17 protein-coding genes (1 of these 17 only partly in view) are annotated in these 18,759 nt (G+C 42.3%); 11 read left to right on the plus strand and 6 right to left on the minus strand.

Features of this window, described 5'->3' with window-relative positions; all coding sequences use genetic code 11:
* The 6 genes in view from infB to FHG67_RS08875 are tightly spaced (at most 51 nt apart) and all read left to right on the plus strand, a layout consistent with a single transcriptional unit that may run on beyond the window.
* On the plus strand, positions 1–1,692 hold the 3' portion of the coding sequence (infB, locus tag FHG67_RS08850) for a translation initiation factor IF-2 (RefSeq protein WP_004501762.1). It extends 942 nt beyond the left edge of the window; the window shows 1,692 of its 2,634 coding nt (coding positions 943–2,634); its start codon lies beyond the left edge, outside the window; it ends in the stop codon at positions 1,690–1,692.
* Between the two features lie 12 nt (positions 1,693–1,704).
* Positions 1,705–2,058: a 30S ribosome-binding factor RbfA gene (rbfA, locus tag FHG67_RS08855; RefSeq protein WP_002632000.1), complete on the plus strand. Its 354-nt coding sequence runs from the start codon at positions 1,705–1,707 to the stop codon at positions 2,056–2,058.
* 34 nt (positions 2,059–2,092) lie between these two features.
* Entirely contained in the window at positions 2,093–2,944 is an 852-nt protein-coding gene (gene truB / locus FHG67_RS08860) for a tRNA pseudouridine(55) synthase TruB (protein ID WP_232423645.1), read from the plus strand.
* Positions 2,945–2,995: 51 nt separating this feature from the next.
* Positions 2,996–3,262, plus strand: coding sequence for a 30S ribosomal protein S15 (gene rpsO, locus FHG67_RS08865; RefSeq protein WP_002632045.1), 267 nt, complete (start codon positions 2,996–2,998; stop codon positions 3,260–3,262).
* 7 nt (positions 3,263–3,269) lie between these two features.
* Positions 3,270–5,363 (plus strand): polyribonucleotide nucleotidyltransferase, encoded by a 2,094-nt coding sequence (gene pnp, locus FHG67_RS08870; RefSeq protein WP_002631961.1) that lies wholly within the window; start codon positions 3,270–3,272, stop codon positions 5,361–5,363.
* Positions 5,364–5,384: 21 nt separating this feature from the next.
* Positions 5,385–6,668 carry a M16 family metallopeptidase gene (locus tag FHG67_RS08875; protein ID WP_085986066.1) on the plus strand — a complete coding sequence of 428 codons (1,284 nt, stop codon included), beginning with the start codon at positions 5,385–5,387 and terminating at the stop codon, positions 6,666–6,668.
* Positions 6,669–7,069: 401 nt separating this feature from the next.
* Here the strand turns inward: FHG67_RS08875 and FHG67_RS08885 are convergent, their stop codons facing one another.
* Positions 7,070–8,779, minus strand: a complete 1,710-nt coding sequence (locus FHG67_RS08885; RefSeq protein ID WP_004499027.1) for a hypothetical protein — start codon at positions 8,777–8,779, stop codon at positions 7,070–7,072.
* Between the two features lie 2 nt (positions 8,780–8,781).
* Positions 8,782–9,867: a hypothetical protein gene (locus FHG67_RS08890; RefSeq protein WP_004499077.1), complete on the minus strand. Its 1,086-nt coding sequence runs from the start codon at positions 9,865–9,867 to the stop codon at positions 8,782–8,784.
* Between the two features lie 309 nt (positions 9,868–10,176).
* Here FHG67_RS08890 and FHG67_RS08895 point away from each other — a divergent pair, with 309 nt between their 5' ends.
* Genes FHG67_RS08895 through FHG67_RS08915 form a run of 5 tightly spaced genes read left to right on the plus strand, consistent with a single transcriptional unit; the run spans position 10,177 to position 14,496 of the window.
* Entirely contained in the window at positions 10,177–10,401 is a 225-nt protein-coding gene (locus FHG67_RS08895) for an LIC12298 family protein (RefSeq protein WP_002631164.1), read from the plus strand.
* A complete protein-coding gene (locus FHG67_RS08900; protein ID WP_002631161.1) occupies positions 10,398–11,096 on the plus strand; it encodes a JAB domain-containing protein in 699 nt (232 codons plus the stop codon). Before FHG67_RS08895 ends, FHG67_RS08900 begins: the two co-directional genes overlap by 4 nt.
* Complete coding sequence (locus FHG67_RS08905) at positions 11,090–11,845, plus strand: ABC transporter permease (RefSeq protein ID WP_004497634.1); 756 nt, start codon at positions 11,090–11,092, stop codon at positions 11,843–11,845. The genes FHG67_RS08900 and FHG67_RS08905 overlap by 7 nt, the downstream gene beginning before the upstream one ends.
* Positions 11,842–13,137, plus strand: a complete 1,296-nt coding sequence (locus FHG67_RS08910) for an ABC transporter ATP-binding protein (protein ID WP_004499015.1) — start codon at positions 11,842–11,844, stop codon at positions 13,135–13,137. Before FHG67_RS08905 ends, FHG67_RS08910 begins: the two co-directional genes overlap by 4 nt.
* Before the next feature lie 48 nt (positions 13,138–13,185).
* Positions 13,186–14,496, plus strand: coding sequence for a UDP-glucose dehydrogenase family protein (locus FHG67_RS08915; protein ID WP_004497677.1), 1,311 nt, complete (start codon positions 13,186–13,188; stop codon positions 14,494–14,496).
* 488 nt (positions 14,497–14,984) lie between these two features.
* On the opposite strand, the gene FHG67_RS08920 is transcribed toward FHG67_RS08915, so the two are convergent.
* The 4 genes from FHG67_RS08920 to FHG67_RS08935 all read right to left on the minus strand — a co-directional run bounded on the left by FHG67_RS08920 (position 14,985) and on the right by FHG67_RS08935 (position 18,691).
* Positions 14,985–15,464 carry a flavin reductase family protein gene (locus FHG67_RS08920; RefSeq protein WP_004499035.1) on the minus strand — a complete coding sequence of 160 codons (480 nt, stop codon included), beginning with the start codon at positions 15,462–15,464 and terminating at the stop codon, positions 14,985–14,987.
* Between the two features lie 160 nt (positions 15,465–15,624).
* Positions 15,625–16,710: a 5-(carboxyamino)imidazole ribonucleotide synthase gene (locus FHG67_RS08925; protein WP_004497664.1), complete on the minus strand. Its 1,086-nt coding sequence runs from the start codon at positions 16,708–16,710 to the stop codon at positions 15,625–15,627.
* 41 nt (positions 16,711–16,751) lie between these two features.
* On the minus strand, positions 16,752–17,240 hold the full coding sequence (purE, locus tag FHG67_RS08930; RefSeq protein ID WP_004497619.1) for a 5-(carboxyamino)imidazole ribonucleotide mutase: 489 nt from the start codon (positions 17,238–17,240) through the stop codon (positions 16,752–16,754).
* 50 nt (positions 17,241–17,290) lie between these two features.
* Complete coding sequence (locus FHG67_RS08935; RefSeq protein ID WP_016761308.1) at positions 17,291–18,691, minus strand: UDP-N-acetylmuramoyl-tripeptide--D-alanyl-D-alanine ligase; 1,401 nt, start codon at positions 18,689–18,691, stop codon at positions 17,291–17,293.
* Positions 18,692–18,759 lie beyond the last annotated feature (68 nt).

Below are 18,759 nucleotides of genomic sequence, written 5' to 3' on the forward strand. Positions count from 1 at the left end.
GACGTCATCGGAAAACTCATGAAGATGGGAATGATGGTGACGATCAACAATATCATCGATGCAGAGACGGCTGCCCTTCTTGCGGATGAATACGGCTGTAAAGTGAAAGTGGTTTCCCTTTACGAAGAAACCATCATCGAAGAAGAAAAAGACAATGAAGGGGATTATATCAATCGTCCTCCGGTTGTTACCATCATGGGTCACGTGGATCACGGTAAGACCAAATTGCTCGATACGATTCGTAGAAGTTCCGTCATCGATACGGAATCGGGCGGAATTACGCAGCATATCGGTGCGTACCAGGTAAAAACTGCGCGCGGTCTTATTACTTTTTTGGATACTCCGGGTCACGAAGCTTTTACTTCCATGAGAGCCCGAGGGGCGAAAGTGACCGATATCGTAATTTTAGTCGTTGCGGCCGATGACGGAGTGATGCCTCAAACACTTGAGGCGATCAGTCACGCGAAAGCGGCCGAGGTTCCGATCATCGTTGCGATCAACAAGATCGATCTTCCGACGGCAAACCCGGACAAAATCATGCAGGAACTTGCCAATCACGGTCTTCAATCGGAGGAATGGGGTGGGCAAACGATGTATGTCAAAATTTCCGCTCGAGAAAACATAGGAATTGATAAACTTTTGGAAGTAATTCTCCTCCAAGCCGAGGTGATGGATCTCAAGGCAAATCCGAAACGAAGAGCAAAAGGAACCATCATAGAAGCGAAACTGGATCCGGGTCGTGGATCGGTGGCAACGGTTCTGATTCAGAACGGAACTCTTCGTGTGGGAGATCCTTTCGTTGCGGGAATTTTTTCCGGTCGCGTAAGAGCGATGTACAACGATCTCGGACAATTGATTGAGGAAGCAGGACCTGCATTCCCGGCTCAGGTGACCGGTATCGACGGAGTTCCGGATGCGGGCGCGCCGTTTGACGCGATGGCGGATGAAAAAGAAGCCAGAAATATTTCTCAACATAGAATCGAGTTCGAAAAAATCGGAAACGCGGGTGCCGCGGCCGGAACTGCTTCTAAGGTAACTCTTGAGAACATGAACGAGTATATTAAACTCGGCGCTTTGAAAGAACTCAAGGTTATCATCAAGGCGGACGTTCGCGGCTCCGCCGAGGCGATCAAGGAATCCTTGGAAAAACTTTCCACCCCGGAAGTGAAGTTGAACGTGATTCAATCCGGCGCGGGTGCGATTGTCGATATGGACGTTATGCTCGCTTCTGCTTCGAACGCTTTGATTATCGGTTTTCACGTGCGCGCAAATCCGAAAACGATCGCTCTTGCGGAAAAAGAGCAGGTTCAGATCAAGTATTACAATATCATCTATCAAGTTGTGGATGAGATCAAATTGGCGATGGAAGGACTTCTCGAACCGGAAAAGATTGAGGAAGTGATCGGAACCGCAGAAATTCGAGAGATCTTCAAGGTATCCAAGATCGGAAATATTGCCGGTTGTATGGTCACTTCCGGAAAAATCCAGAAGTCGGCGAATGTTCGCGTAATCAGCGACGGAATGACGAAATTCGACGGGAAACTGAAATCTCTCAAACGGGTCAAAGACGATGTCAACGACGTCGTATCCGGTTTCGAGTGCGGGATCCAAGTGGACGGATACAACGACTTTAAAGTCGGAGATACGATCGAAGCTTATAATGTAACCGTGATTAAGCGGAAGCTGGAATAGGAAAACCGGACTTTGAATCCGATCCGAAGAAGAAAAATCGAAGCGGAAGCCGTTCGTACCGTTGCGATGATGATTCTGTCGGGCAAAGTAAAAGATCCAAGGGTGCATATGGTTTCCGTACATCGTGCGGAAATCTCCGACGACGGGAAGAATATGAAAGTATTCGTAACCGCGATCTGCACGGACAAAAAAAAGTTAAAAGTATTATCCGGACTCAACAGCGCCGCCGGTTTATTTCAAACGACGTTATCCGGAAAGTTAGGACTTAGAATTACGCCTAGAATGCAATTTCTTTGGGATGAGGAATATATTCAGAGTTTGGATGAATCGCTCAGACTTACCAGAAAACCCACAAGTGCGGACTGAATCCGGATTTTTGCTCATCCACAAACCGGAAGGGATGACTTCTTCGGATCTTGTAGTAGCTGTCCGTAAAAAACTAAAATTCAAAAAGGTCGGTCATACGGGAACCTTGGATCGGGCCGCAAGCGGTCTTATGATTCTCCCTGTCGGAAGTTGTACTAGTTTTTCCAGTGTGTTCTTGGAAAAAGAAAAATCATATCAAGCCTGGGTCAAACCGGGAGAATCCACCGACTCTGGCGACAAGGAAGGTGAAATCTTAGAATCGCTTTCTAAAGAACAAACGGAAATTTGGTTTCGGGAACATCGGGAAAAACTAAAAGACTTATTCGAACAAGTTCCAACCTGGGAAACCCAGGAAGCTCCGGAGCTTTCCGCACTTAAGGTAAACGGAAGAAGAAGGTCGGATCTCTTTCGAGAAGGGGTAGCACTGGTTCCGGCCGTGCGAAAGATTCGAGTATATCAGTATGAACTCGGAATATTTTCTCCCGAATTGATTTCTTTTAAGATTCGAGTTTCTGCGGGAACTTACATCCGTAAGATTGTAATGGATATTTCCGATCGTGTCGGTTTCCCGCTTCGTTTGGAAAAATTGGTTCGCACGAGTATTGGCAAATTGAATTTGAACCAAGCCGATTCGTACGAAAATCTATTGGAAGGAAAAGTCAATATTCATCCCCCGGAGTCGATTTTGGAATTTCCCACCGTGGAAATTCCCAGCACAGAAGTGAAAAATGTGCTCAACGGGAGAAAACCAAAATTGGAATGGATTCCTGGCACGGAATTTCTTCTCGTTTCTCCCGAAGGGGAGATTCTTGCTTGGTGTAGAAAGGAAGAACATGGAATCCATGAGTTGGATTATAAATATTTAAGAGTCTTTCCTAAAAATTAGCTTTAAAGAGGCGCCATTGCTTAAAAAATGGTAAAAAGGTATATTCACTCTATGATAGCTGCTGAACAGAAAAAACAAATTATCAGTAATTTTGCCCGCAAAGCGGGAGATACGGGTTCCACTGAAGTGCAAATCGCTCTCATCGATGCGAGAATCAAGGAACTCAACGAACATTTCAAGTCTCATAAAAAAGATTTTCATTCTAAAACCGGTCTTTTAAGGCTCGTAGGCAAAAGAAAGAAACTTCTGGATTATCTTAAAAGAACCGAATTAGACCGTTATAAAAAACTAATCGAAACTCTCGGACTCCGTAAGTAAGTTGTCCATGACACATACAATTTCCGGCCAATATGGCCGAGATACGATCGTTTTAGAAACCGGAAACTGGGCAAAACAAGCTCACGGTGCCGTCGTTTATAAATCCGGAAATCTAGTTCTGCTTGCCACTGTTTGTGCGGCTGATGATGCGAAAGAGGGACAAGATTTTTTCCCTCTTACCTGCGAATATACCGAAAAACTTTATTCCGTCGGTCGTTTTCCCGGAGGCTATTTTAAAAGGGAAGCCAAACCTCCTGAGCATGAAATTCTTATTTCCAGAATTATAGACAGACCCATTCGGCCTCTGTTTCCGGAAGGATATTTCTGCGAAGTACAGCTTCAGGTCCAGGTTCTTTCCGCGGACGGGGACGTTTCCGTTGCGGGACACGCGTTGAATGCCGCAAGCGCCGCATTAGCGGTTTCTGATATTCCTTTTAACGGACCGATTGCGGGTGCGAGAATCGGAAGAATCAACGGAGAGTTGATTTTAAATCCGACTACGAAAGAAATCGTGAATTCCGATTTGGATCTGGTTGTTGCCGGAACTAAAACTCATATCGTCATGATTGAGGGAGAAGCGAAAGAACTCAGTAACGAAGAAATGCTTTCGGCTCTTCGTTTCGCTCAAAAGCATATCGCCGAATTTGTGACTCTTCAGGAAGAATATGCAAAAAAAATCGGAGTTGTCAAACGCGAAGTTAAGTTGAAAGCCCGGGACGTTGAACTTCTTGCTAAAGTAAAGGAATATGCGTTTGCAAAACTAACCGCCGCAAATCAAACTCCCGACAAAACCGCTCGTAATAAAGAAATCTCTAATGTGAACAAAGAAGTTGTCGAGTTCTTCAAACAAACCGTAGAAGAAGAGAACAAGATCAAAGATATCAAAACGTATCTTCACGAATTGGAATACGAAATCGTGCGTGAACAGGTCCTCACGAAAGGAACGCGTTTCGACGGAAGAAAGTTAGACGAAATTCGTCCCATTTCCGTAGAAATCAATCCGCTTCCGGGTCCTCACGGTTCTTCCGTTTTTACTAGGGGACAGACTCAATCTTTAGGGGTTGTGACTTTAGGAACGGGATCTGACAATCAGAGATACGAAACTTTGGAAGGTCAAAAAGAAAAATCCTTCATGTTGCATTATAACTTTCCTGCGTTTTCTGTGGGGGAGGTTCGTAGGTCTTCCGGTCCCGGGAGAAGGGAAATCGGGCATGGAAATTTGGCGGAACGAGCTCTCAAATTGGTTCTTCCTAAGTCGGAGGAATTTCCGTATGTGATCCGTGTCGTATCCGAAATTTTAGAATCCAACGGTTCCAGTTCTATGGCCTCCGTTTGTTCCGGTTCTTTGGCGCTCATGGCTGCGGGTGTTCCTATTAAAGGAAGCGTTTCCGGAATTGCGATGGGACTTTTTTCGGATTCTTCCGGTAAATACGCGGTGTTATCCGATATTGCCGGTTTGGAAGATCATTTCGGAGATATGGATTGTAAGATTGCCGGAACCAGAAAAGGGATCACCGCATTTCAGATGGATTTGAAAGTGACCGGTGTCGGTTTCGACGTTTTAGAAAGTGTATTCGAACAGGCACAAAGAGGAAGATTCCATATCTTGGATATTATGGAAAAACATATTTCCAAGGCTTCCGATAGTTTAGCCGGAACTGCTCCTAGAGTTATCGTTCGAAATATACCTAAGGATAGAATCGGCGAACTCATCGGTCCGGGCGGTAAAAACGTTCGAGGAATCAGCGAGCTTACGGGAGCGGAACTTTATATAGAAGACGACGGAAGAGTTACAATCTCCGGCTCCAATCAAGAATCCGCGGAAAAAGCGGCGAAGATGGTGGATGGATTTTTCGCAGAGATCGAAGTAGGAAAGATATACGAAGGAAAAGTGAAACGGATTGCGGATTTCGGAGCGTTCGTCGAGATTCTTCCCGGTAAGGAAGGTCTTTGTCATATCTCTAAGATCGATTTTAAAAGAGTAAATTCCGTGAAAGATATTGTCAAAGAAGGCGATATCATTCGAGTCAAGGTTTTGAATGTGGATAAAACTGGAAAGATTGATCTCTCCAGAAAAGACGCTCTCGAAGAAGAAGCATAAGGTTTTTTTAATATTCTCTTGGTGCAGGAACCTTCACAGTTAGTCTATAGAAAAGTTCTGCCCGGGGGAATTACGGCCCTCTTTCAACAAGCCCCCCATACAGTCAGCGCTTCAGCAGGAGTTTTTGTCCGTGTCGGCTCCAGACACGAATCTACCAAGAATGCCGGTTATTGTCATTTTTTGGAGCACATGCTTTTCAAGGATACGGCTAAACGGACTGCTAAACAACAGGCCGAGGACATCGAGAGGGTGGGCGGGTTTACCAATGCCGCTACTTCCAGAGAATACACTTACTTTCACGTAAGCCTAGCGGCAAAACATATCGATCTCGGCTTAGAATTATTAGCCGAAATGATCTATGAACCCTTGCTGAAACAATCAGACATAGAAAGCGAGGCAGGAGTGATTTTGGAGGAGCTTCAAGGTTACGAGGATTCTCCGGAGGATTATATTCACGATTTCTACTATCAGAACTTTTTTCCTAAAAATTCTCTGGGACGGGACATCATCGGGACGAGAGAGTCCGTTTCCGGAGTCGATCATAGAAGATTATTAGAATTTTATAATACGCATTATCATACGGAAAATATGTTTCTTTCGATTTCCGGAAACTTCGAACCAGACGAGATTTTTTCGATTGCCGGAAAGTATTTTAATAGACTCAGAAAGAAAAAGAAAGATATCGATGCACTTTCCTTACCCAAGAAACAATGGGGTTACTTTCCAAAAAAGAAAAAACTGGAACAGGTTTATTTCGTTTTAGGCGGAGAGGGGTTTGCAAGAGAATTTCACAATGCTTCTTTGGCGAGCCTGTTCACTCACATCTTAGGCGGTGGAACTTCTTCCAGACTTTTTCAAAAAGTTAGGGAAGAAAAAGGACTTTGTTATCAGATCACCGCCTATCCTTCCTCTTATATAGACGTAGGTATCAATAGCGTCGTTTGTTCCACTTCCAAGGAGAAATTCGTTGCTTGTTTGGAAACGATCTCCGACGAGATCAAATCTATTTTGGATCGTGGAATCACCGAAAGGGAACTTCTGGATGCGCAGTCCAATCACGAAGGCGCTCTTTCGATCAGCTACGAACAAACCGAATCTCGTATGAATACGATTGCGCTGATGGAATTGTACTATGGCCGTAATTATTCCTACGAAGAAAGAGTGAAAGAAATCTACTCCATCACTTTAGAGGATTTGAATCGTTTTGCAAGGTCGGTCTTTGGGATTCCCAAATTACATATTTCCGCGCTCGGGAATTTGGGTTTGAAAGAAGAGAAAGCAGTTCAAAGACTTTTTTCTTTGTAAGGAATTTTTTCAAGTATATTCTATTTTTATATTTAAATAACGTAAATTCGGCGTAATGAATTATTTTTTTATTTAGAGCTTTTTCCAAAACCATCCGATTTTAACAAAATCTACGGATTGCTGTAGTTGTTCCTACGTTTTGGGACAAACTCTTAGAGCTTTTTCCAAAACCTTAAAGGAAAATTGTAAGAGTTCCTACAATTTTGTGAAACCAAAGCATCTCTTTTTTATTGGCGTTCGAAGAAGCTCAACCTCAACGAAATCGTTCGATAGGATTTTAAACCGCCTTTTCGTCGTTAAACCCGGTAGGGAATCGTCTCTGTATTCTTAAATTTTAGGACAGCTCTAAGATCGTGGACTTACTTTAAAAAATAAATTATCATTTAAGAATATTCTAAAAATCAAAAAGGAAATTGCGCTTGCAGATTGATCCAAATGCTCTCGTTTTTACTTTCTCTTTTTCTAGAGTGACTTACCGTAAGCGCGACGTAAGGCGAAAGAAGTCTGAGACGAAAGGAGGAAGAACGATCCGTAAAGATCAAACTCGTTTCGTCTCTCGCGGTTCTCGCTTCGAAAAGAGAATCAGTATGATTGCCTTCTTTTTGTAATAAAAAAGCCCCTTCCAAATTCCAAGTCTCGTTAATTCGAAAGGACCATTTTCCTTCTGTGATTTTGTCCCCGTTGACTCTCCATTCTTGTCCCGCTTCGATCGCGAATCGTTTTTTGTGGAGTCCGTAATAAATTCCGCGACCGAAAGTTTCGTTCGTATAATTTCTGAGAGAAAGAAAAATTCCGCCCCAGGACGGATTGTAAAAGACCGGAGCTTTGCCTGCGATGATTTCCCAACGTTTAGAATCGTTTTCGGAAATTGTCGGGTTGATCGGTTGGAATACTTTCGCTCCGAGACCCGAATCGGATTGTTTGTTTTCGTTTCGCAGAGGATGACTCCAAGCGCGAATCCATTCTAAAGTGAAGGTTGAACGAGAAATGAATCCGAAACGGACTAGTTCCGCTTTGCCTTTTAGTTCTTTACGATCTGGGTCGAGAGCGAAAAGATCTTCGCTTTTTCCGCGATAACCCGTGAGTTTTAGTTCGGAATCGAATTTTTCGGAACTCGCAGAAGAATAAAAAGTTCCATCGATTTCTTTCCTTTCACCAAAGGTTTGAATTCTGGAAACGATTTTGGGACCTGCGAGGGAGAAATCTTTCGATTGAAAGTTTAAAGAAGTGTAATGTTTTTTCATTTCGGAAGAATACGCGAACTCGAATAACTTGAGTGGGGATATAAGGTATATTCCCGGTTTACGTTTGGCTTCCTGCTCGGAAAAATAAGTTCCCAAGGACCAATCTTTCCACTTGAAACCGAAAAAACCGGCCTTATGAGTCCCTTGGTCTATTTCGGGTAGTGCCGAATAAAAATCGTTATCTCTTAAAAAATAAAAATTTTCCAAGGGACGAAAACGGTGACCGAAACTCGCCCTAAAAAATTTCTGATCGGCTTTTCCGGATAAAAGAGGAGTTCCATTTCTCGTTTCCACAAAACCGGTAAAACAATTCGGGAATTCCGATTGAGAATTCGAATCATTTTTCCGTTTATCGTTTGAGATCGTTCGGTTTTGGGCGGGAGAATTTTTCGTTCTTCTATAAGGATTTGACTGCGCGACTTTTGGAAAGGGCGAATCGGGAATATGTAATTCCGGGTTTTGGGGTAGGTTGTAAGGCAATGGGGTTGATTTCATTCTGCAATTCGAAGTTTTGAAAAACCAATTCTCTTTCGAAGTATGCGAGTACCTTGATTCGTAGGTTTCGAACGTTGCGCCTATTCTGGATTCGATGGGACTGATGGAAGTAGCCCACATTATGAGAAAAAGAGGAAACATTTTCAAAGAAGAACGTTCTGGAAAGAAAAATGGATTTTTAGCCCAAGAAAGAGACTTTACAACGGAAATTATATATTTTAATAAAATAAAATATACTAAAAATATAATATATATAGATTGAATTCGAAAAAGAAAGACCCCGAATTGGGCTTTGTGGGAATCTCTAAGGAGATTACACAAAAAGACGGTTCGGGTTTTGGTCGAATCGATAAGAATGAATTGAAATCTCATCGTTATTTTTTTCCTAAAATCGGATTTTTCTTTTTCAAGAGAGCGAAAACTTTGGCTCGTTCCTTTTCCGGCAGAGAATTTAAAAATTGGAAAAATTCTTTTTTGGAACGGGAGGTCTTTTGGGAAATTTTCAATGCGGAGGAAAGCGAAAAACCAGCGGATAACAATTCTTGAATGGAGATGGAAAAGGTCGTATAACGACGGATTGACGATATAGAGTTTGGGTTTTGAGCTTTATCTTTGAGAATGATTTGTTCTGACGTGGCGATTGGATCTAAAATGTTCTTGGGCTCGATTTGATCCTTCCAACCTGCGGGTTTCGAATTTTTGAAATCGAGGTTATCCGTGAATTCTAGGTTGTCCTTTCTATCGTTATTTACGCCGAATTTTCCGGTCAGAGAATTTTCCTCTTCTCCGATTCGATTTCCGAAAAAGGAAAAAGAAAATTTTTCCCAGGAAATTCCGATTCCCAGAGTAAATTGATCTTCCGTATGAGAGTCGTTCCAAGTTCTAGAAGCACCTAAAAACAAACGAAGATCTTTATCGAAGGGGGAATGAAGAAAGAGTGAAACATTTCGGAAATTTTCTCCGATTTTTCCGAAAAGATGGATCGATTGTCTCTCCGGAATTTCCAAATGAATTCCGAAAACAGCCAAATCTTTTTGTCCCTTCTCCCATCCGATAAAAACGGAAGGAAAGAGAAAATTTTCTCCTGAAAGAAAAGAATACCGTAGGCTTATTTGGGTTCGATGAACGATGGAAACTTCTTCTGATGAGAGGACTTTGTGATTTTCATACAGAAAAAAGGTTTTCCAAAAATGTCTACGATCCTGTTTCCAAAACGGAAGCTCCAGCCAAGCTCCATACGAAGGAGGAAATTTCTTTCGAGTTTCGAACAAGCCTCCTAAAGACAGACTCGTGTTTCTTTGAATTAGGAAAAACGTAGGATCCAGATCCGGTCGCAAAGTTGCGTATTTTTCCGCCTTTAAAGAGTCAAAACTCAAAAGAAAAACACAGAAACCGAATGGGATTCGAAACTTTAGAAAAGTATTTTCCGGTCTTAAAAAATAGAATTTGTTTTTCCCCACTCTGGAAGCGGTTCGAAAAATTTGTATTTTGGAGTGAAAATTCGAAAAAAAATCAGATTATTTCGAAAAAAGATCCAAGCACAAACGTTTTTGTCCAGGGAAAGAGTTAAGATAACAAATCAAGACGGAGGAGAGCAGGAATTTTAAAATTCAAGTTTCAGACTTAAAAATCGATGATTTTTAAAAAAAGGAACGTTTTGGGTTGACATTTACTACTATTTTGATTAGTATATACATATCCGTTTAGTGAATTATCCTGTCGTTTTATCTGTTTATGTCGTCTAATTTATTGAGAATGGGGAAAAGACTATGATCATTCGATCTTTGCAAGAATCAGCCAACTACCAGAGAAAACGTGGTGGCCTCCCCGGAGCTGGTCCGAACTGGAAGGAACGGACTCGCGCCGGAGAGTCAAATTTAAAATCCTTTGCGGATTATCTGGAAGAAGCGTTCGAAGGGGAAATCGTTCAAAAAGGGACCTGGTTTTCAGATTCTCTTTCCGAGCTGAGTAAAAATAATCTGAAGCGGATTTGAAATCTAGCGGGAAACTTTCTGAAAAGTTGAGTCCTTTTCCCGATCCCAGAACGCGGATCGCGTACGAAGCCGAATCCCTAGAAGATTGGGAACTTTTGGCGGTACTTCTGGGAAGAGGGAATCGGGCTCAGCCGATCGAAGAACTCAGTCGCGAAATTTTACACCAAAGCAAAGGCTTCGGTGGTCTGCTTCAAAAACAGGTTTCGGATCTTCGTAAAATTCCAGGGGTGGGAATTGCCAAAGCAACTACTTTACTTGCGGCTGTCGAATTTGCGAGACGCCTTAAATGGGAAGCTCTGAAGGGCAGGCGTTATTCTTCCGAACAGCTTCTTAATTTTCTCGCCACCAGTTTGATCCCTAAAAACAGAGAATGTTTTGTGCTTATCACTCTTTCTCCGGAAGGTGCGGTTCTACGAGCAGAGATCGTTGCGGTAGGGAGTTTGGAGGAAGTGGGAGTACAGACCAGAGATCTTTTGAAGATCATTTTAAACGATGCGGCATCTTCCGTCATCATTGCGCACAATCATCCCGAATCTAGTTCTAAACCAAGTGAAGAAGACCTTTGGATCTTTGAGAATTTTGGAAGACTTCTTGACATGATCGGTTTGGAGCTTTTGGATCAATGGATTTTTGGAATTGACGGGATCTATTCCTGTAAGAAAGGTAAGGTTCTTCAGGCGCGAGCGAAGTGTTGAAAAGTTTACCGATTCTTTGGATATTAGTAAAGAGGGATTACGCCTTACAATTTGCAGGAAGTTCCCTCGGAATCTCCTGGATGCTTGTTCAAAATCTCAGTTTGATTCTGATCTATACGATCGTCTTTTTATTTCTTCAGCTAAAAGGAAATCCGGGATCGGCTTCTGATTTTATCGGGTACACATTCAGCGGACTCTTATTTTGGATTCCTCTCCAGGAATATATGATTCGAGGAACCTCGATTCTTACAGAGAATCGACAGTTGATCAAAAGATCCCCTCTGGGGCCGGAGATTTTTCTCTGGATTCCTTACGTTCAAATGCTCATTCACTTTACGGTGACCGCGGTTCCGGTTTTGATCGTATTAATCGTTTTAGGAAAATTGAATATAATTTTATTTCCTGTTTCGATTTTTGTGATACTTGCCGTAGGATATTTACTTTCTTTTATTCAGGGATATTTGGCGAGGGCGAACGTTATTTTAAGGGATATTACACCTCTCATTCGTCTTGTCTCTCAATTTTTCTTTTGGTCGTTACCGATCTTGTATTTGTCCACGGGTTTTTTACATTCGATCAACGTTTGGAATCCTCTCAATTTTCCTCTCGAACTCTTTCGATTTTTTTTGTTAAACGATTTTGTTACGGTTTTTCATTGGAAAGAATTTATTCCTTACTTGATTTTATTTCCTTTGATCGGAATTTTGAGTCGTTCTAAGTTTCATTCCGTCATTTTGGATCATCTTTGAGTTTAAAAGTAGAAAATCTAAATAAGGTTTACGCCGGTTATAGCGGGCCTTTTCAAAGAATTTTAAATGTTCTTTCTCTCGGATTTTTAGGAAACGACGTCAAATTCGACGCTCTTAAAAACGTAAGTTTTCAAGTTTCTCCGGGAGAAATCGTGGGTTTGATCGGAAGAAACGGCGCCGGAAAATCCACTCTTTTGAAAGTTCTCACGGGTGTGTCGTCTTACGCGTCCGGAAAAATTTTAAGAACTGGATCTCTTCGTTCCATTCTGGAACTCGGGGTGGGATTTAATCCGGAACTTTCGGGAGAAGAGAATCTCTACTACAATGGTCTTGTTTGGGGACTCAGTCCGGACGAAATCCGATCCTCCATGGACGAAATTTTCGAATTTTCCGGTCTACAAGAATTTAAGAATATTCCAATTAAACAATATTCTTCCGGAATGGTCATGCGTCTCGGGTTTGCTCTTGCGACTTTTTCAAGACCCGACATTCTCATCGTGGACGAGGCTCTCGCTGTGGGTGACGCGAGTTTTCAGCAAAAATGCCTTAGGCGTTTTCGTTCCTTCCAGGAACAGGGAACTATGACTCTGATTGTAAGTCATGATCTTGAACTTTTAAAATCGGTATGTTCCCGTGTTTTGATTTTGGAGAAAGGCAAATTGGTTTTCGACGGGAATCCCGTAGATGGTTTTCGGGAATACATGCAAATCATCGCAGGTTCGGCGAGCGAGCGAGAATCCGTTTTTCCATTTCCAAAAGATTCTATTGTAGAAAGTCTTTTTGTGGATTTGGATCTTATAGAATTATATCCAAGAAATTTGCCGATGCAAGATTTGCAACAAGCTCCGGATCGAATCAGTCGGAGCCGTGCAGAGGGTTTGAAATACAAGGATCGGACGAACCCGCAAATTTTTCCCGTGGGTTCCGAAGTGGAAATTTCAGTCCGTGTAATATTTAAGAGGAATATTCCGGATCTCACCGTAGGTTTTCATATAGACGACTCTCGGGGAATTCGTGTTTTTGGAACGAACACATATCATCTCGGGAATTCGCTGAAAAATATTCATGCGGGGGAATCCGTTTCGGCGAACTTCCGACTTCCCTTGAATTTTTCTGCGGGCAAATACTCTCTCGGCATCGCCTTACACGAAGGAGATAGTCATGTCGAGAATAGTTATCTCTGGAAAGACGGAATTCTTTCCTTCGAGTTGGAACGTTTCAATTTGCCTAAATTTGAAGGGGTTGCTTGGCTTCCGGTACAAAGTAGATTCAAAAAAGACACTTCTTTCTGATTTATTTTTCTTTCTCAACCTGGAAAGGTCGGAATTCTGGTTCTCAATATGAAAGTTTGTGTGGTTGGAAGCGGATATGTAGGCCTTGTCGCGGGCGCTTGTTTTGCGGAATACGGAAATCATGTGATTTGTGTAGATAAAGACGAAGTAAAAATCGCAAATCTTAAAAAAGGTACGATTCCTATTTATGAACCTGGACTTTCCGAGTTGGTCTTGACCAACTGGAAGGAAAAAAGACTCGAGTTTACCACTTCTCTGCACGAGGGAGTGCAGAAGTCGGATATCATTTTTATCGCTGTGGGAACTCCCACTTTATCGGACGGTTCTTCCGATCTTTCTGCGGTTTTTGCTGTGGCAAAAGAAATTGGTAAGTCCATGAACGGATACAAGGTCGTTGTAGACAAATCCACCGTGCCGGTCGGAACTGCGGCCCAAGTGAAAGCGATTATTGCAAACGAAACCAAGGAAGAATTCGACGTCGTTTCTAATCCGGAATTTTTGAAAGAGGGAGCGGCGATCGACGATTTCATGCGTCCCGAAAGAGTCGTGATCGGTTCCGAAACCCAAAAAGCCGGAGATTTGATCGCACAACTTTATGCTCCTTTTGTCCTCAACGGAAATCCTATTTTAAGAATGGGGGTCGTCTCTGCGGAACTTACGAAATATGCGTGTAACGCGTTTCTTGCGACTAAGATTTCTTTTGCCAACGAAATCGCCAATCTTTGCGAGGCTGTCGGAGGAAATTACGAAGACGTTCGTAAAGGGATGGGAACCGACTCTAGAATCGGGAGGCAGTTTTTATACGCTGGAATCGGGTATGGCGGTTCTTGTTTTCCTAAGGACGTTCGCGCTTTGATCAAAACGTCTGAAGACGAGGGTTCTCCTCTTCAAATCATCCGTAAAGTGGAAGAGGTTAACGAAACTCAGAAACTCAGACTCTATGAGAAAATCGTAAAGTTCTACGGGGAATCGAATCTTTCCGGAATGATCTTCGCGGTTTGGGGGCTTTCTTTCAAACCCGGCACTGACGATATGAGGGAGGCTCCTTCAATTCCCCTGCTTTTGAAATTATATGATAAAAACGTAAAATTACGCGTTTACGATCCGGTCTCGAAAGAAACCTCAAAAGTCTATTTTGAAGGAAAAGTGGAATATGCGGTTGACGCATATTCCGCTTTGAATGGTGCGGATGCTTTGTTACTTCTAACCGAATGGAGAGAATTCAGAGAACCTGATTTTTCAAAGGTTAAGAATCTTTTGAAAAATCAGGTCATCTTTGACGGAAGAAACCAATATTCTCCCGAGCTGATGAAAATGAAAGGATTTCAATATTTCTCAATCGGTAAGCCGAACGTATAATTTGCGATTCTTTTTAAGAAAGGTTTATTAAACTTTGGTGTGCTCCTTTTTACCATAACCAACCCCACAAATTAAGAAGACTTTTGGGATAATAAGGATCAAAAACTGATATTTTTCAAGTGTTCCGACAAGAATGAGACTTTTTATTTGCAAAAAGTATGATTTTTTGATAGAGAAAAATCTCTTGAGATTTTCCCGCCTCCAGGCTCAATGATTTGCTCCCTACGGGGCGCTCATCACCCCACCACCCAAAATCAGGGAAACTCAGGCACAACGCTTCCTAAGGGGCGCGTTGTGGGCCGATCGTTTCACAGAGGATTTGTCGTAATTCCGACAGATTTATCTTCGGATCCAATACTTGTGGGTTGGTAATGCCTTTTTACTAAGCGCTACATAAAAGAGTACCATTAGCTTTAGCGCAAATCCCCGTTTTAGACGCAGAATTTTGTACACTCTGTTATGTAGAGATGAGCAAAAGGAATCCTCACCTAAATGGAATAATAGTTCCTTCTGTAATACAACAAAGGCCTCAAACTATCTTCCGCTCCAGCGGAAATTACTTTTCCGATCACGATAGAATGATCTCCCCCGCTTACAAATTGTTCCACCTCACATTCGATATAAGAAAGAATTCCGGGCAAAATGGGAATTCCCAGTTCCCCCGTTTTACATTTAAGTTTTTCAATGAGAGTGTGTTTATCGGTTTTTCCCGAGGCAAATTGATTTGAAATGGAATCCTGCCCCTGCGCCAAAATGTTCACGATAAATTTACCGGAATCGTAAATCGGATCGTGGCTGGTTATGTTCTTCTGAAGACAAAATAAAACAAGAGGAGGATTGAGCGAAAGAGAACTGAAACTGCTAACGGTTAGACCGCCGTGTTTTCCAAGATGAGAATATGTAATGACGGTAACTCCGGACGGAAAGTGCGAAAGTGCATTCTTAAAAACGTCGTCTGTAATTTTCATGAGGTCGATCTTAAAACCGAAAGACTCTCTGTCAACCGATCGAAGTAGAGATGATATTGAACTCGAATAAGATGAGGGTAGTAATTTCGTTCCTTTTTATCTTTTTTGCCGATTTAAGAATGATTTCGTATTTCAAGATTGGGATCTTTGATTGGGAAAGTTAATTCCAGTTTGAAAAAGCGGATTCGGGATTCGGACCAGAATAATTCCAGTGTCCCATCTTTCTTCCGTTGAGAGCTTCGGTTTTTCCGTAAAGGTGGAGATGATAATAAGGATTTTCTAATGCACTATTCCAAAGCGGAGAATCTGGTTTGTAGTCCTCTCCCAGAATGTTCTTCATCGTAATCGACTTTGCCGGAATCGTATTCGGAGAAGGTAAATTGCAAAGAGTTCTCAATTGAAGGGAAAATTGAGAAAGGGTTCCCGAATTTTGACTGAAATGTCCCGAGTTATGTGGTCTTGGAGCGAATTCGTTGCAAAGAATTTCCTCGTTTTTGATGAAGAATTCGATTCCAAAAACTCCCACATAGCCGATTTTTTCCGCCAATTTTCTAGAGTAGTTTACGAGTTCGATTTCTATCTTTTCCGAAAAATCTCCTGGATAAAACGTGAGATCTAAGATCCGATTTTTATGAACGTTTCTAGAAGGACGAAAGTTCAAGATTTTTCCGTTTTCGAATCTCGCTAAAATTACGGAAGCTTCTGCGGTGAACGGAAATAATTCTTCCACGATATGATTGAGTTCTTTTAAAGCGGAAAGTGCAGAGGAGAGTTCCTCCTTGGTCTTACATTGAATTTGTCCTTTTCCATCGTAACCCATTGTGTTCGTCTTGAGTATGCAGGGAAATTTCACGCTGGAAAGAACGGAAAGTTTGTCTTTTTCCGTAAAAACCGGATAAAAGTTTACCGTTGGGATTCCCGCTTTTTGAAAAGAAGTTTTTTCCTTCCATCGATTTTGCGCGATTCGAATACAATTTGGGGAAGGATGAACTTTGAGTCCGGTTTGTTTTGAAAATTTATCTATCGTAGAAAGTGCAACTTCTGGAATATTCTCAAATTCGAATGTAAGAGCGTCTATACTCTTCAAAAAAACGACCAACGCTTCTTCGTCCTCGTACGCAGATACGTACGATTTTGCCCCGGCTCCCGCGGCGGGAGAATTTTTTTCGGGAGAATAAACGGAAATCTCGTACCCGAAAGGAATCGCTTCCAAACAGAACATTCTCGCGAGTTGTCCGGACCCCATTACCCCAAGCCTCGAGCCTGGGGCTAAAACATCTTTATTTTTCACAAGAGGTCCTTGTTTTTTGAAAGAGCATTCTCTCGAATTTGATTTCGATATTTCTCAAGTTTTTCGGAAAGTTTAGAATCTTGAAGGGAAAGGATTCTTATCGCGAGCAGACCTGCGTTCTTGGCACCGGCGGTCCCGATCGCAAGAGTTCCGACAGGAACACCTCCCGGCATTTGAACAATGGAAAGAAGACTATCTAAGCCGTTTAACGTTTTGCTTTGTACTGGAACTCCGAGGACGGGAAGCGTGGTCATCGAAGCAACCATTCCGGGAAGATGAGCGGCTCCTCCAGCCCCTGCGATGATTACGGAATAACCGTTTTGTTTTGCCGATTTAGAAAATTCTAACATATACTCGGGAGATCTATGCGCGGACACGATTTCTTTATGGAAAGATACGTCGAATTCTTTTAAGATCGATTCCGTTTCTCTCATCGTCTCCCAGTCGGAATGACTTCCCATGATGATTGCCACTTTTGCATCCAAGTCTTTTCTCCTGTTGAAAATGTTTCTTTCGATTGTGGTGTTTGCAAGTATTAAACAGGAAGGGAATCTACGAAGCGCTCCAATTGAATTCCGCGCGAAGCTTTCGCTAAAACGATGGAACCTTCCGGAACCGTTTGCGAAAATTTTCGAACGAGTTTTACAAGCCCTTCGTCAGTTCCGGCAAAATGTTCGGAAAATCTGGGAAGGATTGTTCGTTTAACAAATTCTTCCCGAATCCAAAGAGAGTCGGTTCCAAACGTAAAAAGTCCTTTCAGATTTTGGAATTCGGAACACTTTTTTCCGAGTTCCTTATGGAACTTTTGGGAATGTTTTCCCAATTCTTTCATATCTCCTAAAACTACGTAAAATTCTTTTCCATCCGCGAGCTGATCGGCAACTTCCAGGGATGAAAGCATCGATTCGTAATTCGCATTGTACGTGTCGTTGATTACGGAGTATTTCCCTTTTTGTAAATCAAGTCTTTTATCGGCGGATTTAAACGTGGAGATCCCTTCTCGAATCCATTCAGTGGGAACTCCGACCGTTTCTAAACAGGCGATTGCGATCGCTAAGTTTTCTAGAAGTTTATATCCGGGTAGATTCCATTCGATTTCTTTGTCCCCGTATTCCAATAAGAATCCGGAGGGTCTTTTCTGAAGAACGGAGAATATATGATCCGGCTTTACAAGAATCAATTCGCCTCCGTGTCGGTGGAGTTTTCTTTTTAGTATTTTAGAATATTCTCCCGTATTTGGATAAAAGAGTTTTCCTCCCCTTACCAAGCCTTCGGCCACTTCCACCTTCGCTTTTGCGATGTTTTTTTGACTTCCTAAAAATTCTATGTGCGCGGTTCCGATTGTAGTAATTAGAGCGAAATCCGGTTTCGCAATTTGAGCAAGCCTTGCAATTTCCCCTTTATGATTCATTCCGAGTTCGCATACTACGACTCGAGTTCGATCGGAAATCCGAAACAGAGTGAACGGAAGTCCGATTTCGTTATTGTAATTCTTTTCAGTGACGACCAATATGGGTTCTTCGAGATTTTTTAAACAGTTTCCTAAAACTTCCTTCGTCGTGGTTTTTCCGCTGGATCCGGTAACTGCGATTACGATCGGATTGAAACGAGATCTGTGGAAGGCGGCGAGTTTTCCAAGAGCAACTAACGTGTTCTTCACAGGAATTGCTTTAGACTGCTCTTGGGAATTCAAGTTCTTTCGAATCGGATGATCTTCTTCGACTAAAAAATAACTCGCTCCTCGAGAAAGTGCGTCTCCGATAAATTCGTGTCCGTCCCGATTTCCCCGGAGAGGAACAAAAAGAGAGCCTTTTTCCGCCTCGGTGGAAGCGGTCGTAATAGTCGTAATCAATGATTCCTTATAAAACCGGGTATCCGATGTGAATCCCAATACTTTGCGGACGGTTTCCGGATCGTAGGAAAAGGTCGCCTTCATGAATCCAGATTGTAGGCGCGGGATGTTTTGAAAATTCTAAAATAAACGATTTGTCTGAATAATTAAGA

It is taken from the genome of Leptospira weilii (genome assembly GCF_006874765.1).
In the GTDB taxonomy this organism is placed as follows: domain Bacteria; phylum Spirochaetota; class Leptospiria; order Leptospirales; family Leptospiraceae; genus Leptospira; species Leptospira weilii.

Excerpts from the sequence above, each read along its gene's own strand:
- truB (WP_232423645.1), top strand. The coding sequence starts at position 2,093 with ATGACTTCTTCGGATCTTGTAGTAGCTGTCCGTAAAAAACTAAAATTC.
- rpsO (WP_002632045.1), top strand. The coding sequence starts at position 2,996 with ATGATAGCTGCTGAACAGAAAAAACAAATTATCAGTAATTTTGCCCGC.
- pnp (WP_002631961.1), top strand. The coding sequence starts at position 3,270 with ATGACACATACAATTTCCGGCCAATATGGCCGAGATACGATCGTTTTA.
- FHG67_RS08885 (WP_004499027.1), bottom strand. The coding sequence starts at position 8,779 with ATGAGATTTCAATTCATTCTTATCGATTCGACCAAAACCCGAACCGTC.
- FHG67_RS08895 (WP_002631164.1), top strand. The coding sequence starts at position 10,177 with ATGATCATTCGATCTTTGCAAGAATCAGCCAACTACCAGAGAAAACGT.
- FHG67_RS08915 (WP_004497677.1), top strand. The coding sequence starts at position 13,186 with ATGAAAGTTTGTGTGGTTGGAAGCGGATATGTAGGCCTTGTCGCGGGC.
- FHG67_RS08920 (WP_004499035.1), bottom strand. The coding sequence starts at position 15,464 with ATGAAAATTACAGACGACGTTTTTAAGAATGCACTTTCGCACTTTCCG.
- FHG67_RS08925 (WP_004497664.1), bottom strand. The coding sequence starts at position 16,710 with ATGGGGTCCGGACAACTCGCGAGAATGTTCTGTTTGGAAGCGATTCCT.
- FHG67_RS08935 (WP_016761308.1), bottom strand. The coding sequence starts at position 18,691 with ATGAAGGCGACCTTTTCCTACGATCCGGAAACCGTCCGCAAAGTATTG.